This window comes from Aquisediminimonas profunda (assembly GCF_019443285.1).
Classification (GTDB): Bacteria; Pseudomonadota; Alphaproteobacteria; order Sphingomonadales; family Sphingomonadaceae; genus Aquisediminimonas; species Aquisediminimonas profunda.
On sequence record NZ_CP080327.1, the window covers coordinates 1,424,569 to 1,439,387 of the forward strand.

General features: G+C 59.4%; 14 protein-coding genes. 7 read left to right on the forward strand and 7 right to left on the reverse strand.

The window, feature by feature from the left end; all coding sequences use genetic code 11:
• The first annotated feature begins 138 nt into the window (after positions 1-138).
• Both K0O24_RS07070 and K0O24_RS07075 read left to right on the forward strand, forming a co-directional pair.
• A complete protein-coding gene (locus tag K0O24_RS07070) occupies positions 139-912 on the forward strand; it encodes an SDR family NAD(P)-dependent oxidoreductase (RefSeq protein ID WP_219895147.1) in 774 nt (257 codons plus the stop codon).
• Positions 913-922: 10 nt separating this feature from the next.
• A complete protein-coding gene (locus K0O24_RS07075; protein ID WP_219895148.1) occupies positions 923-1,303 on the forward strand; it encodes an ester cyclase in 381 nt (126 codons plus the stop codon).
• A 16-nt stretch (positions 1,304-1,319) separates the two neighbouring features.
• On the opposite strand, the gene clpB is transcribed toward K0O24_RS07075, so the two are convergent.
• Complete coding sequence (gene clpB, locus K0O24_RS07080; RefSeq protein ID WP_219895149.1) at positions 1,320-3,893, reverse strand: ATP-dependent chaperone ClpB; 2,574 nt, start codon at positions 3,891-3,893, stop codon at positions 1,320-1,322.
• 188 nt (positions 3,894-4,081) lie between these two features.
• Here clpB and K0O24_RS07085 point away from each other — a divergent pair, with 188 nt between their 5' ends.
• From K0O24_RS07085 to K0O24_RS07095, 3 genes are read left to right on the forward strand one after another with little or no spacing between them, the layout of a single operon-like run.
• A complete protein-coding gene (locus tag K0O24_RS07085) occupies positions 4,082-6,196 on the forward strand; it encodes a penicillin acylase family protein (protein ID WP_219895150.1) in 2,115 nt (704 codons plus the stop codon).
• Positions 6,197-6,212: 16 nt separating this feature from the next.
• Complete coding sequence (locus K0O24_RS07090) at positions 6,213-9,020, forward strand: M16 family metallopeptidase (RefSeq protein ID WP_219895151.1); 2,808 nt, start codon at positions 6,213-6,215, stop codon at positions 9,018-9,020.
• Between the two features lie 26 nt (positions 9,021-9,046).
• Positions 9,047-9,346 carry a hypothetical protein gene (locus K0O24_RS07095; protein WP_219895152.1) on the forward strand — a complete coding sequence of 100 codons (300 nt, stop codon included), beginning with the start codon at positions 9,047-9,049 and terminating at the stop codon, positions 9,344-9,346.
• Here the strand turns inward: K0O24_RS07095 and K0O24_RS07100 are convergent.
• Both K0O24_RS07100 and purE read right to left on the reverse strand, forming a co-directional pair.
• Positions 9,343-10,410: a 5-(carboxyamino)imidazole ribonucleotide synthase gene (locus K0O24_RS07100; RefSeq protein WP_219895153.1), complete on the reverse strand. Its 1,068-nt coding sequence runs from the start codon at positions 10,408-10,410 to the stop codon at positions 9,343-9,345. The genes K0O24_RS07095 and K0O24_RS07100 overlap by 4 nt on opposite strands.
• The gene (gene purE, locus K0O24_RS07105) at positions 10,407-10,895 is read right to left on the reverse strand and encodes a 5-(carboxyamino)imidazole ribonucleotide mutase (RefSeq protein ID WP_219895154.1); all 489 of its coding nucleotides are present in this window, start codon (positions 10,893-10,895) and stop codon (positions 10,407-10,409) included. Before purE ends, K0O24_RS07100 begins: the two co-directional genes overlap by 4 nt.
• A 170-nt stretch (positions 10,896-11,065) precedes the next feature.
• On the opposite strand from purE, the gene K0O24_RS07110 reads away from it, so the two are divergent.
• Positions 11,066-11,638, forward strand: a complete 573-nt coding sequence (locus tag K0O24_RS07110) for a GGDEF domain-containing protein (protein ID WP_219895155.1) — start codon at positions 11,066-11,068, stop codon at positions 11,636-11,638.
• Here K0O24_RS07110 and gpmA read toward each other — a convergent pair.
• The 4 genes from gpmA to K0O24_RS07130 form a co-directional block, all read right to left on the reverse strand.
• A complete protein-coding gene (gene gpmA / locus K0O24_RS07115; protein ID WP_219895156.1) occupies positions 11,620-12,306 on the reverse strand; it encodes a 2,3-diphosphoglycerate-dependent phosphoglycerate mutase in 687 nt (228 codons plus the stop codon). The genes K0O24_RS07110 and gpmA overlap by 19 nt on opposite strands.
• 75 nt (positions 12,307-12,381) lie before the next feature.
• A complete protein-coding gene (locus K0O24_RS07120) occupies positions 12,382-12,846 on the reverse strand; it encodes a GNAT family N-acetyltransferase (protein WP_219895157.1) in 465 nt (154 codons plus the stop codon).
• A gap of 1 nt (position 12,847) precedes the next feature.
• Positions 12,848-13,966 (reverse strand): M14 family metallopeptidase, encoded by a 1,119-nt coding sequence (locus K0O24_RS07125; protein ID WP_219895158.1) that lies wholly within the window; start codon positions 13,964-13,966, stop codon positions 12,848-12,850.
• 48 nt (positions 13,967-14,014) lie between these two features.
• Positions 14,015-14,593, reverse strand: coding sequence for a DUF4136 domain-containing protein (locus tag K0O24_RS07130; protein ID WP_219895159.1), 579 nt, complete (start codon positions 14,591-14,593; stop codon positions 14,015-14,017).
• A 96-nt stretch (positions 14,594-14,689) separates the two neighbouring features.
• Between K0O24_RS07130 and ykgO the strand changes: the two genes are divergently transcribed.
• A complete protein-coding gene (ykgO, locus tag K0O24_RS07135) occupies positions 14,690-14,815 on the forward strand; it encodes a type B 50S ribosomal protein L36 (protein ID WP_003046794.1) in 126 nt (41 codons plus the stop codon).
• Positions 14,816-14,819 lie beyond the last annotated feature (4 nt).

The window sequence follows — 14,819 nt, forward strand, 5'->3', positions numbered from 1 at the left end:
CCCGCCCGGTATCATTCTACCGGAGGGGAGTGACAAGTTTGACAAGTTCCAGACGGGTCGGGACGCATTCCGCCTTCGAATTCGAGAGACTTGCGTCAGCAGTGCGGCTAGGCTGGCGCAACTTGGGGGGGATATTTCATGACAGAATTCAAAGGCAAGGTCGTCCTGATCACGGGCGCCACTTCGGGGCTGGGCGCGACAGCAGCGATCACGCTTGCTGCAAAGGGGGCGAAGGTCGCCATTACGGGCCGACGCGAGGAACAGGGTCAGGCGGTTCTCAGTCAAATCGAAGCTGCGGGTGGCGAGGGCATTTTCATCAAGACTGACGTCGATGTTCGAGACGATGTGCAGAAGATGGTTGCCACGACTGTGGAGCGGTTCGGACGACTTGATGGTGCGGTCAACAATGCGGGCATTACCCCCGGCCCTTTCACGCCGGTTGCCGATATCCCGGACGAGAACTGGTTTGCGACGCTCAACACCAATCTGAACGCCGTCTTCTGGAGCATGAAGTTTGAAATTCCGGCCATGCTGGCAAGCGGTGGCGGCGCAATCGTCAACATCTCGTCCATGTATGGATTGATCGGTGGGGATATCGGCAATGCGGCCTATGTCACCAGTAAGTGGGGTGTCATCGGCCTGACCAAGACCGCGGCCATCGATTATGGCCAGCAGGGCCTGCGCGTGAACGCGCTGTGCCCCGGCTATTGCCATTCGGAAATGGTCGATCCCTATGTCGAGGCCGAACCGGAAATGTTCAAAAGGATCATCGACCGCCACAGCGCAATGAACCGGTTGGGCGAATCCCAGGAAGTCGCGGATGCCATAGCCTGGCTGCTTTCGGACCAGTCGAGCTTCGTGAATGGGGCCGCCATTCCGATTGAGGGCGGCGAAACAACACGGTTGTATTGAGGGAGATACAATGACGGCGGAGGCGCTTGCGGCAGCCTACACGGACGCCTGGAACACTGGAAATCCCGATTCGGTTGCGGCGTTTTTCGCGGCGGACGGCGCCATCATCATCAACAACGGCAGCCCCTGGCAGGGGCGTGCGGGCGTTGCTCAAATGGCTGCCGGCTTCTTTGCCGATATCCCCGACCTGACCCTGACCTGCGATGCGGCACGGGGTGCCGGCGATCATCTGGTCTATATGTGGACCTTCACCGGGACCCACGCCGCAACCGGCAACGCCGTGAGCGTTGCCGGCTGGGAGGAATGGGACCTTGACGGGAACGGCCTGATCAAGCTTTCGCGCGGCTGGTTCGACGCCGCGGATTATGCCCGGCAGACGGCGCCGAAATAATCCGAGAGCGAAAGCCTTATTTGAAGACCAGACCTCCATCGCCCTCATCGACATGCACCGTCGATCCATCGGGCACTTCGCCGCGCAGGATCTTTTCGGCGAGCGGGTCCTGAAGATACTTCTGCACAGCCCGCTTCAAGGGCCTCGCGCCATAGACAGGGTCATAGCCAACCCGTCCAAGCCAGGCGCGTGCCGCATCGGTCAGCTCCAGTGTCACCTTGCGGTCGGCGAGCAGCTTGGCCACGCGGGACACCTGGATATCGACGATCGGACCCATATGTTCCTGGCCGAGACGGTGGAAGAGAATGATTTCGTCCAGCCGGTTGAGGAACTCAGGCCGGAAGTGTCCACGGACCACTTCCATAACCTGCGGTTCGACCTTTTCGACATCCTCCCCTTCAGCGAGGCCCGCAATATACTGGCTGCCCAGGTTTGAGGTCAGGATGATGAGCGTATTGGTGAAATCGACCGTGCGACCCTGCCCATCGGTCAGGCGGCCGTCGTCGAGCACCTGCAGCAGCACGTTGAAGACATCGCCATGGGCCTTCTCGACCTCATCGAACAGCACGACCTGATAGGGGCGCCTGCGCACGGCCTCCGTCAGTACACCGCCTTCTTCATAGCCGACATAGCCCGGAGGCGCGCCGATCAGGCGGGCAACCGAATGCTTCTCCATGAATTCGGACATGTCGATGCGCACCATGGCCGCTTCGTCATCGAACAGGAACCCTGCGAGTGCCTTGGTCAGCTCGGTCTTGCCGACACCTGTGGGGCCGAGGAAGAGGAAGCTGCCCAGAGGCCGATTCGGATCCTGCAAGCCTGCCCGCGCGCGGCGGACGGCGGTCGAGACGGCCTTGACCGCGTCGGCCTGACCAATGACACGCTTGCCGATCACGCTTTCCATCTGGAGCAGCTTTTCGCGCTCGCCTTCCAGCATGCGATCGACGGGAATACCCGTCCAACGCGACACCACACCGGCAATGTCTTCGGCCGTCACTTCCTCGCGCAGCATTGCGCCACCGGCCTCGGCTTCCGCTTCGGCCAGCTTCTTTTCGAGGTCGGGAATCGTGCCGTATTGGAGCTCACCCGCCTTGGCGAGGTCGCCAGCGCGCTGGGCCTGATCAAGCTCCATGCGTGCGTGATCGAGCGCTTCCTTGAGCTTGGCCTCACCCGCGATCTTTTCCTTTTCGCCTTGCCAGCGCGTCGTCAGCTCAGCCGATTGCTCCTCGAGGCTGACCAGGTCTTCCTCAAGCGCATCGAGCCGGTCCTTGGATGCCTGATCGGTTTCCTTCTTCAGGGCTTCGCGTTCGATCTTCAGCTGGATGATCCGGCGATCGAGTGTCTCGATTTCCTCCGGCTTGGATTCCACTTCCATGCGCAGGCGCGAGGCAGCCTCATCCATGAGGTCGATCGCCTTGTCCGGCAGGAACCGGTCAGAAATATAGCGGTTTGAAAGTGTCGCTGCGGAAACGAGCGCACCGTCGGTGATCCGCACGCCGTGGTGCAGTTCATATTTTTCCTTCAGGCCGCGCAGGATCGAGATGGTATCCTCGACAGTCGGCTCGCCTACGAACACGGGCTGGAAACGGCGCTGAAGTGCGGCGTCCTTTTCGACATGCTTCTGGTATTCGTCGAGCGTCGTTGCACCGATGCAGTGGAGTTCGCCGCGGGCAAGCGCGGGCTTGAGCAGATTGCCCGCATCCATCGCGCCTTCCGATTTTCCCGCGCCGATCAGCGTATGCATTTCGTCAATGAAGAGAATGATGTGCCCCTCGGCGCCCTTCACTTCATCGAGCACGCCTTTGAGCCGTTCCTCAAACTCGCCGCGATATTTGGCGCCGGCGATCAGGCTGCCCATGTCGAGCGACATGAGCGCGCGGTCCTTGAGCGTGTCGGGCACGTCGCCATTGGCAATGCGCAGCGCCAGACCTTCGGCAATGGCTGTCTTGCCGACGCCGGGCTCGCCGATGAGGACAGGGTTGTTCTTGGTCCGGCGTGCGAGAATCTGGATCGTCCGGCGGATTTCCTCGTCGCGCCCGATAACTGGATCGAGCTTGCCTTCGCGGGCTGCCTCCGTCAGGTCGCGCGCGAATTTCTTCAGCGCATCGTAACGGTCTTCAGCCGATGCTGTATCTGCTGTCCGTCCGCCACGCAGGCTGTTGATTGCGGCGTTGAGCGCTTCCGCCTTCAATCCTGCGGCTGCAAGGGCTTTTCCGGCCGTTGTCGTCGATGCCAGCGTCAGGGCCAGAAGCATTCGCTCGACCGTCACATAGCTGTCGCCCGATTTCTGGGCGACCTGTTCGGCCTGATCGAGCACGCGAACAAGGTCGTTGTCGAGGCCCGGCGCCTGCTGCGCACCACTGCCCGAAACTGCGGGGACCTTGGCAAGCGCTGCATCGGTTTCGCGCGTTGCAATCGCGGCGTCGGCACCGGCCGCCTTGATAAGGCCGGACGCCATGCCCTGTTCGTCTTCAAGCAGCGCCTTCAGAAGATGTTCGGGCGAAATGCGCTGGTGATTCATGCGGATCGCAACGGTCTGGGCCGATTGCAGGAATCCCTTGGCCCGGTCTGAGAATTTTTCGAGGTTCATATTGGCGGCAGCCTCCTTTGGGATGGAATGTAGTGTTGCTGTTTTGCCACACAAGGGCGATCGGTATTTTCCCTTATCCGCGTCAGTCCCCGCTCCGATCAGCAGCTTGATACAGCCCGCATTCGAAAGCCTTGCAATTATGGCGCGGTTCGGCTGATCTCCCGCCGGCAATGGCTCGGGAGTCTGGAATGCGGCGTATTGGCAAGGGGCTTTTGGGCGTGATCGCCCTTCTTTTGGTTGCTTCGCTAATTTGGGAACCTGTCACGGCAACGCAATTTGCAGCGCCGCCCGCGCGAAAATATGATGCCCGGATCGTGCGAGACGAATTCGGCGTGCCGCACATCTTTGGCAAGACTGATGCCGATGCGTCCTATGGTCTGGCTTATGCGCATGCCGAAGACGATTTCCCGACGATCGAGGAAGTCGTTGCGATGACGCGCGGGCGGGCCGGGGTTCTGCTCGGACAGGATGGCGCAAAGATCGACTATGTCCTTCACTTGCTGCGCGTGCGTGAAACGGCGACCCGGGAATACCCGAAAATACCAGCCGATGTACGTGCAGTCCTCGATGGCTATGCGACGGGGCTAAACCGCTATGCCGAAACGCATCCCGATGAAGTCCGGCTGCGGCATCTGTTTCCGGTGAACGGTGAAGACATTGCTGCTGGTTTCATCCTGCGATCACCTTTCTTTTTCGGACTGGATGATACCATCGGCAAACTCTCCGATGACAAGGATCCACCGCGCGGGACAGCCGCGCGGATGACGCCAGCTGGCCGCGATCCGGCCATGAACGGATCGAACGCCTTTGCTGTCTCTCCCCGGCGTATGTCAGACGGCAAGACATGGCTGATCTCGAATTCTCACCAGCCCTATGAAGGGGGTGTCGCCTGGTACGAAGCGACCATGGAATCCGGCGAAGGCCTGCACATGGCGGGGGCCCTCTTTCCGGGCTCGCCGTTCATCCTGCTTGGCCATAACAGCAATCTGGGCTGGACGAACACCGTCAATGGCCCTGACCTGATCGATGTCTACAAGCTCACCCTCAATGAGGAGGGCACCCAATATCGCTTTGACGGGAAGTGGCTGCCGCTCGAAAAGACCTGGGCATGGCTGCCTGTCCGGATCGGCCCCTTCACCCTGCCTGTTCCCAAGGCGGTATATCATGCAATCCAGGGACCCGTGATCGTCAATAGGAATGGTGCCTTTGCCATCCGTTATGCAGCCATCGACCAGGCGCGCAACCTCGAGCAATATTACCGGATCACAAAGGCGCGCAACTGGGATGAATGGACGCAGGCCATGTCGATCGGCGGCATTCCGGCCACCAATTTCATCTATGCGGACAAGACCGGGCGCATTGCCTATGTCTACAACGCGCTTTTCCCGGATCGGAGGCCGGCCTTCGATTACACGGGGGTGCTACCCGGCGACACCTCCGCCGACCTGTGGCAAGGCGCGCTTGGCTTTGATCGGATGCCGAAGATCGTGAACCCGAAAAGCGGATTTCTCGTCAACTCCAACAACACGCCCTTCATGGCGGCAGGTCCGGGGTCGGAGTTGAACCCGGCCGACTTTTCTCCTCTTCTTGGCATTGAACAGCGCACGACCAATCGGATCTATCGGGCGCTGGAACTGCTGACGGCAGAAAAAGGACCAATCACGCCGGAGCGGCTGCTCCAGATCAAGTTCGATACGGCATACAGTCGCGCCAGCTTCGCCGGACGCTGGATGGACAAGATCCTTGCACTTGATCTTAAGTCCGAGCCAAATCTTGCCAAGGCGCAGGCTTTGCTTGCGCAATGGGACTGGAACAGCGACGGCAACGCGCCCGCAGATGCACTGGGCGAAGCAATGATGCACATGGCGAACTCTGCCGCCTACCACGGCGACCCCTTGCCCGATGCCCACGCCAAGCTGCGCGAAGTGGTCGACAAGCTGATGAAGGGCTTTGGCCGGATCGACCCACCACTCGGGGACGTTCAGCGCATGATCCGGGGCAAGGTTGACCTCCCGGCCAATGGTGGCACGGACACACTCAGGGCCGCCACGACCTGGGATCCCCAGCCAGACGGCCGCATGCGCGTGAAACATGGGGACAGCTTCATCATGCTCGTCAATTGGGACAAGGCTGGTCGAGTGACCTCGCAATCGATCCAGCCCTATGGCGCCGCAACAAACCGGCCCGACTCTCCCCATTATACCGATCAAATGAAGCTGTTCGTCGAACACCGCTTCAAACCCGTTCATTTTCAAGCCAGCGATCTGGCGCAGCATGCGCGCCGCGCCTATCGCATAAACTGACACAGTAAGAGGAAAAATGATGCGTAAAAGTCTGGCCCTTGCAGCGCTGCTGTCGATTGCTGCGTTCTGCGTCCAGCCTGCCCAGGCCACGAAGGCCAAGCCTGCGCCTGTTTCGGCGCTCGTGAAGGCGGTCAATATACCTTATACCCAGTTCACACTGGCAAACGGCTTGCGCGTGATCGTGCATACCGACCGCAAGGCGCCGGTCGTTGCAATTTCGGTCTGGTATGATGTCGGCTCAAAGCATGAGCCGAAGGGCAAGACCGGATTCGCCCACTTGTTCGAGCACCTGATGTTCAATGGCTCGGAGAATATTCCCGGAGACTTCTTTGAGCCGCTCCAGCAGATCGGCGCGACTGACGTCAACGGAACGACCTGGTTCGATCGCACCAATTATTTCGAGACGGTCCCGACCGCTGCGCTTGATCGCGCATTGTTCATGGAAGCAGACCGGATGGGTCACCTGCTTGGCGGGATCACACAGGCAAAGCTCGACAACCAGCGCGCCGTTGTCCAGAACGAGAAGCGTCAAGGCGATACCCAGCCATATGGCCTTACCGAATATGCCCAGATTGCGGGGCTGTTTCCGCCGGATCATCTTTATGGCCACTCGGCAATCGGCTCGATGGCGGATCTCGATGCGGCGAGCCTCGACGATGTCAAAAACTGGTTCCGCCAACATTATGGCCCCAACAATGCCGTCTTGGTGCTTGCGGGGGACGTCGATGTGCCGACGGCTAAAGCCTTGGTTGAAAAGCGGTTCGGGAGTTTCCCGGCGGGACCAAAGCAGGCGCCGATTGCGGTTCCCATTCCGACGCTAGCAGCGCCAAAATTTGAAGTCATGAAGGATCAGGTGGCAACGACCCGGCTCTATCGCTGGTGGGTGGCCCCCGGCCTCAACAATCCAGACACAGTGCCGCTTTCGGTCGGCATGGCTGTCCTTGGCGGCCTTGCGAGTTCCCGGCTCGATAATGCGCTCGTACGCAATGAAAAGCTTGCCGTGGGCGTCACGGCAAGCCTGCAGACTTTTGCACAGATAAGCATTGCCGAAATCACCGCCGATGTCCGTCCCGGCGCCGATGTCGCTCAGGTCAACAAGCGGCTCGATGCCATTCTTGACGAGCTGATGACCAAAGGTCCGAATGCGGATGAGGTCCAGCGCGTGGCGACGCGGACCGTGGCGTCCAAGATCGCTGGACTGGAGTCGGTCGGGGGGTTTGGCGGGAAGGCTGTGGCTCTTGCCGAAGGCGCACTTTATTCGAATGACCCCGACCAATACCGGAAGGAGTTGGTCGAATATGCCCGTGCAACGCCGGCCAAGGTGCGCGCGGCGATGCAGAAATGGCTGTCACGGCCAGTCTTCGCTCTGACTGTGGAACCGGGCGAACGTCCGGCTTATGAGGAAGCTGCTCGGGTGAATCCGCCATCGGCACCGGAAGAAGCCATAGCGCTTGATCCGGCCAAACTTCCTCCAGTCGGATCCTTTTCGGCGCTGACATTTCCTGCGATAGAGCGAGCGAAACTCAGCAACGGCATCGAGGTATATTTCGCGCGCCGTACAGCTGTGCCGACGGTACAGGTGAATGTATCGTTTGATGCCGGGTTCGCGGCCGATCCCAAGAATGCACTCGGGACACAGGCGCTGACGCTGAGAGTCATGCGTGAGGGCACCAAGACACGCAATTCGCGCCAGCTTGCCGAGGAAAGCGAAAGGCTGGGCGCGAACATTTCCTCGGGCGCAAGCCTTGATCGTACGAGCATTGGCATTTCGGCACTATCCGCCAATCTGGGGCTTTCGCTCGACCTTCTTGCCGATGTCATTCGCAATCCCGCCTTCGCGCCAGCCGAGGTGGATCGCGTCCGTGCACAGCAGCTCGCAGGGATCAAGGCGGAACTTCAGGATCCGGGCGCTGTTGCAAGCCGTGTCTTGCCCACGCTCCTCTGGGGCAATGTGCATCCCTATGCCGTTCCTGGAAGCGGCAGCGGGGATATCGCTGTGGTGAAGGCGCTCACGCCTGCGCAGCTTTCGGCATTTCATGATCGGTGGCTGCGCCCGGAAAAGGCCCGAATCTTCGTGGTTGGGAATACGACGCTCAAAACGCTCGTTCCGTTGCTTGAAAAGAGCTTTGGAACCTGGCGCGTGACGGGTGAAGTGCCGCCGGCCAAGGACTTCAATGCACCTATCCCGGCGCCGCGTCCACGGATTGTGCTCGTTGACCGGCCAAATGCACCCCAATCGACCATCTCGGCAGGAGTCGTACTGAATCGAAGTGGCCGCGATGATCTGGTTGGCCTCCGCGCAGCAAACGAGGTTTTTGGCGGCTCGTTCCTCTCACGCATCAACACCGACCTGCGCGAAACAAAAGGCTGGTCTTATGGGGTGTATAGCGGCATCGGCGGGGAAGAGAACCGGATCACCTTTGTAGTTCAAGCGCCCGTACAGGCCGATCGAACCGGGGATTCGATCCGCGCGCTTCGCACGCAATTGATCGACTTCTCCAGCAAGTCCGGAATTACGGCTGCCGAGCTCGAACGCACTATCAATGGCAATATCCGTGAACTCCCCGGGAATTTCGAAACCTCTGGCGCTGTGCTTGGCAGCGTTCAGCGGATTATTTCTCTGGGAAGACCGGACGATTTCTATGAAACCCTTCCGCAAAAATATCTGGCAATGACGGCATCGGGCCTTGATCGCGAATTCCGTAACGTCATCGATCCGAATGCGCTGGTCTGGGTGGTTGTCGGCGATGCGAAGAAGGTGAGGCCCCAGCTTGACGGCCTCGGTCTGCCTGTTGAAGAGATGGTTTTATCCGCAGCGAATTGAGCGCGCGGCAGATTAAGGAGAAGACGATGTCCGTTGCAGGTTCCTATGAATGCGTGACCAAGACTCCCATGGGCGACCAGAAGTCGGTCCTGACAGTCAATGTTTCCGGTGATACCTGGACCGGGACCAATGCCGGGGCTCAGGGTTCGCTCGATGTCTATGATGGCAAGGTCGACGGCAATACCCTGACCTGGAAAATGAACATGACAGTACCCATGCCGATGACGCTGGAGGGGACCGCAACGGTTGACGGCGACAGCATCACGGGCAGTGTCAAGGCTGGCATGTTCGGTTCGATGCCACTTTCGGGCACGCGCCAGTCCTAGGTGATACGGGTTATGTGACCCATTTTGCGTCCCGGCCGCGCCTCATGCTTCCCGTAAAGATGCAGATGCGCGCCGGGATCGCTTGCCAATGCCAGCCAATTGTCGGCATCATGTCCGATCAGGTTTCGCATCTCGATCATTGAGCCGCGCAAATGGGTCGCGCCAAGTGGCAGCCCCAGAATTGCCCGAATGTGATTCTCGAACTGCGACGTGGTTGCGCCCTCGATCGTCCAGTGGCCCGAATTGTGAACGCGGGGTGCCAGTTCGTTGAAAACCGGTCCATCGGCGCTGGCAAAGAATTCGATCGTGAAAACGCCCACATAGTCAAACCGCTCTGCGATCCGGCGGGCAAGCGCCCGAGCAGAGGGGACTTGCTGGCGCACAATGTCTGCCGCCGGAATTGTTGACGTAGCGAGGATGCCATCCTTGTGGACGTTTTCGGGAGTGTCCCAAAATGAAACACTGCCTTTCTGGTCCCGCGCCACGATCAGCGAAAATTCGTGATCGAAGTGCACCATTCCTTCAAGGATTGCCGGGCATTCGCCAATCGCTGTCCAGGCAGCATCGGCATCAGCAACGGTCTTGATTCGGGCCTGACCCTTGCCGTCATATCCAAATCGCACGGTTTTCAGGATCGCCGGGAGGCCGATTGCAGCAATGGCGGCCTCGAGTTCGTCTCGGCTGTTGACTGCCGCCCAGGGCGCCGTCCGTCCGCCGAGTTCCGCCGCAAAGCTCTTTTCCGCAATGCGGTCTTGCCCAATTTCCAGTGCCAGTAGCGGCGGAAAGACCGGCTTTGACTCTGCCAGTGGCCGCAGAGGCGTCGGGTCGATATTCTCAAATTCGAACGTGATGACGGAGACATCCCTGGCAAATTCCAGAAGGCGTTCCGTGTCACCATAGTCGCCCTGGATCCACTTCGCGCTGACATCGGCGGCGGGACCGCTCGCCTCTGGAGCATAGATGTGGCAGCGATACCCGAGCTGCGCGGCCGCAAGGCTGAGCATCCGACCGAGCTGGCCGCCGCCGATAATGCCAATGGTTGAACCGGGAGGAACAGGCGTCATGCAGGATCATTCGCCACGGAACGCGTCTGTTCGGCGCGCCAGGCGCTGAGCCGTTCAGCAAGCGCGGGATCGGAAAGAGCGAGAATTGCGCCAGCGAGGAGGCCTGCATTGGTCGCCCCGGCCTTGCCGATGGCCAGCGTGCCGACGGGTATGCCACCGGGCATCTGGACGATGGACAACAGGCTGTCCATCCCGCTCAACGCCTTGGATTCAACCGGGACCCCAAGAACCGGCAAGGTCGTCATTGATGCCGCCATTCCCGGCAAGTGTGCGGCCCCGCCAGCGCCAGCAATAATGACTTGCAGTCCGCGGCTGGCAGCGCTCTTGGCATAGTCGTAGAGCCGGTCTGGCGTTCGGTGGGCTGAAACCACGCGCGTTTCATGCGAAATTCCAAGGGCATCGAGCGCATCTGCGGCATGGCGCATCGTCTCCCAGTCGGACGAGCTGCCCATTATGATGCCGACGAGCGGCCTGCTTTCACTCATGATGATGGGGTGCCCCGTTGCCACTTCTCAAGGCTCAAGGTCTTTAGCTGCCACTTTCCCCGAGCGCAACGCAGGTGGACTGTGATCGTGATCACAAAATTATTATGCTATGGCCTTTATCGATCGTTATATTCACAGAGTCGCTGAGTAGCGTTTTGGGGGACGTACTTTTGAACGAATTGGATAGCGATGTCATTCGGCAGCTTGCTGATGAGAATGACGGATTGAAGGCGGCGCTGGAGAATCTCCGGGCGCGTCTCGAAGAGCTTGAACGGCTCGCAGATACGGACACATTGTTGCCTCTGCCGAACCGGCGGGCCTTTCTGCGCGAACTGGAAAGAGTTCTGCATCAGGCGGCGCGGCACAAGACACCTGCCGCAGTTCTTTATGTTGATGTGAATGGCTTGAAGGCTATCAACGATTGCCACGGACATCAGGCGGGTGACGCAGTCTTGCTCCATGTAGCGCGGGTCCTGAAGGCCAGCTTGCGTGCCGGTGACATGGTGGCGCGGATTGGCGGGGACGAATTTGGCCTTATCCTCGATCATCTCGATGAAAAGGCTGCCAGGGCAAAGGGCGATGTGCTGGCGACCACAGTTGCGGCAGAGCCTGTTGATCTGGGCCGGGCAAGCATCAGGGTAAGCGTGACCGCCGGGTTGACCATGGTTCGTGCGGGCGATGACGTCGAAACTGTCCTCGCGCGCGCCGACGCGGCAATGTATGCTCAGCGTTCAGAGAGGTAATAGCGCTCTCGTGCGCTGAGATCATCCGCGAGGTCATACACAATTGGCTGTCCGGTCGGGATCTCAAGACCGGTGATCTCGTCATCGGGAATGTTCGAGAGATGTTTGACAAGCGCTCTCAGTGAATTGCCGTGTGCTGAGATCAGGACACGTTTTCCAGAACGCAGTTCCGGCGCAATCCGCGTTTCCCAATAGGGCAGGACGCGCGCAATGGTGTCTTTCAGGCTTTCGGTAGCAGGGACCTTGATGCCGGCATAACGGCGATCCGAAGACAGATCATAGGGGCTGCCAGGTTCCAGCGGGGGCGGGGGCACATCGAAGCTGCGACGCCAGATCTTTACCTGGGCATCGCCATGTTTTGCAGCGGTTTCGGCCTTGTCGAGGCCAGTCAGCCCGCCATAGTGCCGCTCGTTCAGGCGCCAGTCCTTTTCGACCGGAAGCCACAAGCGGCCCATTTCCTCAAGCGCAAGATTGAGCGTCTTGATTGCGCGCGTCTGAAGCGATGTGAATGTGCAGTCGAAATCCAGGCCCTTGTCCCGCATGAGCGCGCCTGCTGCGCGAGCTTCTGCCGCACCTTTTTCGGTTACGTCAACGTCCCACCAGCCCGTGAAACGGTTCTCGAGGTTCCAGGCTGATTGGCCATGTCGGATGAGGACGAGTGTTGGCATTTGGCGATTGGCTCCACATCGGGCGATTCGGGCGCGGCCTAACGCAATCGGCGGCGCTTGGCGAGACGGCAAACTCTAGAGCCAGAGCCTGTAGTACTGGCTGAACTCCTCATCCTCATAGTCGCCATAAGGGCCGCAGGGCTCGAATCCGAAAGCTTCATACAGGCGATGCGCCGGAAAGAACGGCGCACTTGAGCCGGTTTCCAGGCTCAATCTCCGATAACCGCGTTCCCGCGCAACGGTGATCATGTGCGACAGGATTTGCGACGCGACGCCACGCCGGAGATGGGATTGCACCGTCCGCATTGACTTGATCTCGCCGTGGTCCGGTTCAAGTTCCTTGAGCGCTCCACAGCCTGCAAGGCGATCCTCGTCCCAAATCGACCAGAAGGTAATTTCGGGGGCTCTAAGCGCGTGAAGATCAAGGGCGTGAACACTTCCCGGCGGCGAATGTTCGTGCATCGAATCGAGATGCGCCCGCAACAGGGCAGCAATATCCGGACCCGTAAGATCATCCTCGACAATACGGAACCCTGCCATGTCAGAGGCTTTGTGACAGGACTTCCAGACAGGATCGCGCGAGTGCCTTGCATCGCGCCGGGCTCCATGCCTGATCGAAATCGGGGTTGGGATCATGGTCCTTGAATGGCATTTCGAGCGTTATGGACACACAACCCAGATGTGAAAAGCGGTTCGCGAGCTGGTTTGTCGACATCGTCAGATTGGCCCGGCCCGGCGCCGAGGCCGGATATCCAAGGCGGGTCTGGAAGTCCGGCGTATGTTCGGCCAGTGCATTGCGATAGGCATAGAAACGATTGCCCTGGACGTCGGTCCAGTTGGGAATGCCTTCGAAGCCCGCGATGAAATTGGCCGGAATCGCCTCGTCGCCGTGCACATCCATTGCCCAGTGCACGCCTGTTTCATCCATGGCGTTGCGCACACAGAGGACTTCGGGACTCCGGTCCGCAGAGGGGTTTTCCCATTCGCGGTTGAGATTTGTTCCCACGGCATTTGTTCGCAGATGCCCGCGGCGGGAGCCATCAGGGTTCATATTGGGAATGATGTGCAGTGTGCATTTCTCGCGCAGTGACCGGGCAGTCTCGTTTTCCGGATCGGTCAGCAATTCAAGAGCCCCTTCCATCCACCATTCGGCCATGCTTTCGCCGGGATGCTGGCGGGCATAAAGCCAGACTTGCGCCGGGCCATTCCCCATGCGCAGGCAGTCGATCGGCTGCCCTTCGATGGATTGGCCAAGTTCGATCAATGCGACGTCAGCACAAGCCGCGGTGCGCTGGACAAGGTCGTGATGCCGCTCGGTCGAAAAGGGCGCGAAATAGGCAAACCATATACTGTCGAGTGCGGGCGTATGGGAGATCGTCAGGACGCCACCGTCATAATTTGTTTCGGCGCAGCGCCACTCCGCGCGATCGTCAGAAAACCGCGCCTTGTAGTTGTCCCAGCCGCCCGGATAGGCGGACCCGGCGCAATTGGTGATCCGCAATGTGATCTTCTTGCCTCGTGCTCCCGAAACGCGAAAATGGAACCACTGATAAAAGTCGGAATGCGCATCCTTGCGAATCTCGAGGTTTGCGGTGGTCCCGTCGATCGACGTGACGATAATATTTCCGCTATCGAAGGCGGCGTTGATCTTCATGGTCATTTGGGCAGTTAAGCCCAACATGCTGTATCGAGCAACCCGGGCGATTGATCAGGGTACCAGAATCGTCTTTCCCGATTCGCCGGGGAAGCCTTCGAAAAGTGCGCGGGACAATTTGTCCGCTGCAAGGCCGGGCTGAGCAGACGGCGCATTCGAAGGCGCTTCCGTCTGTGCCCTGCCTTCCCAAACCACAGCACCATCGGCGTTGCGCTTCAGCCGCACCTCCAGCCTTGAAATGATCGTCTTGCGGCTATTGTCGCCACCGATGCCGAAACTTGTTCCCAGTCCAATGCCGGTGTGCCTGCCGAAACTACCGCCGCCAATGCCGATTGTTACAGGAGAAGCTTTGGCCAGCCTTTCACGCGCTTCTCTCGAATACCCAATTTCCGCAGAAAATGCAGGGTTTGGTCCTTCGGCATAGCCCAGTCGCGACAGTTCGCGCTTGACCGCGATATCATAGGTACGGAACTCGATTGTTGATCCGTCGATGTCTCCCAGCGGACGGGTGGCAACTGTCCCGGCAGCAATCGTCTCGCTGACGTGAAAACGCGTTACCTCAACCGGTGGAAGTTTGGCCGCGCATCCAGCCAAAAACAGTGTAGCGGCGGAACTCAAAACAACCTTACGCATGAACACTTCTCCTGCAGGGACGCCTTGACTTTAGACCATCTGCCCCTTAGGCGGCAGCCTTCTTTTTCCAGATCATAGAGAAACAGGCAAGCGATCATGAAGATCCGCAATTCACTCAAGTCGCTCAAGGACCGCCATCGGGACAATCGCGTCATCCGTCGTCGCGGCCGGACATACGTCATCAACAAGACGAATCGTCGCTTCAAGGCGCGCCAGGGCTGACAAG

What these genes read in the sequence shown, in the direction of transcription:
- K0O24_RS07095 (WP_219895152.1), top strand. Translation starts at nt 9,047, where the DNA reads ATGTCCGTTGCAGGTTCCTATGAATGCGTGACCAAGACTCCCATGGGC.
- K0O24_RS07075 (WP_219895148.1), top strand. Translation starts at nt 923, where the DNA reads ATGACGGCGGAGGCGCTTGCGGCAGCCTACACGGACGCCTGGAACACT.
- purE (WP_219895154.1), bottom strand. Translation starts at nt 10,895, where the DNA reads ATGAGTGAAAGCAGGCCGCTCGTCGGCATCATAATGGGCAGCTCGTCC.
- ykgO (WP_003046794.1), top strand. Translation starts at nt 14,690, where the DNA reads ATGAAGATCCGCAATTCACTCAAGTCGCTCAAGGACCGCCATCGGGAC.
- K0O24_RS07100 (WP_219895153.1), bottom strand. Translation starts at nt 10,410, where the DNA reads ATGACGCCTGTTCCTCCCGGTTCAACCATTGGCATTATCGGCGGCGGC.
- K0O24_RS07090 (WP_219895151.1), top strand. Translation starts at nt 6,213, where the DNA reads ATGATGCGTAAAAGTCTGGCCCTTGCAGCGCTGCTGTCGATTGCTGCG.
- K0O24_RS07085 (WP_219895150.1), top strand. Translation starts at nt 4,082, where the DNA reads ATGCGGCGTATTGGCAAGGGGCTTTTGGGCGTGATCGCCCTTCTTTTG.
- K0O24_RS07125 (WP_219895158.1), bottom strand. Translation starts at nt 13,966, where the DNA reads ATGACCATGAAGATCAACGCCGCCTTCGATAGCGGAAATATTATCGTC.
- gpmA (WP_219895156.1), bottom strand. Translation starts at nt 12,306, where the DNA reads ATGCCAACACTCGTCCTCATCCGACATGGCCAATCAGCCTGGAACCTC.
- K0O24_RS07120 (WP_219895157.1), bottom strand. Translation starts at nt 12,846, where the DNA reads ATGGCAGGGTTCCGTATTGTCGAGGATGATCTTACGGGTCCGGATATT.
- K0O24_RS07130 (WP_219895159.1), bottom strand. Translation starts at nt 14,593, where the DNA reads ATGCGTAAGGTTGTTTTGAGTTCCGCCGCTACACTGTTTTTGGCTGGA.
- K0O24_RS07070 (WP_219895147.1), top strand. Translation starts at nt 139, where the DNA reads ATGACAGAATTCAAAGGCAAGGTCGTCCTGATCACGGGCGCCACTTCG.
- clpB (WP_219895149.1), bottom strand. Translation starts at nt 3,893, where the DNA reads ATGAACCTCGAAAAATTCTCAGACCGGGCCAAGGGATTCCTGCAATCG.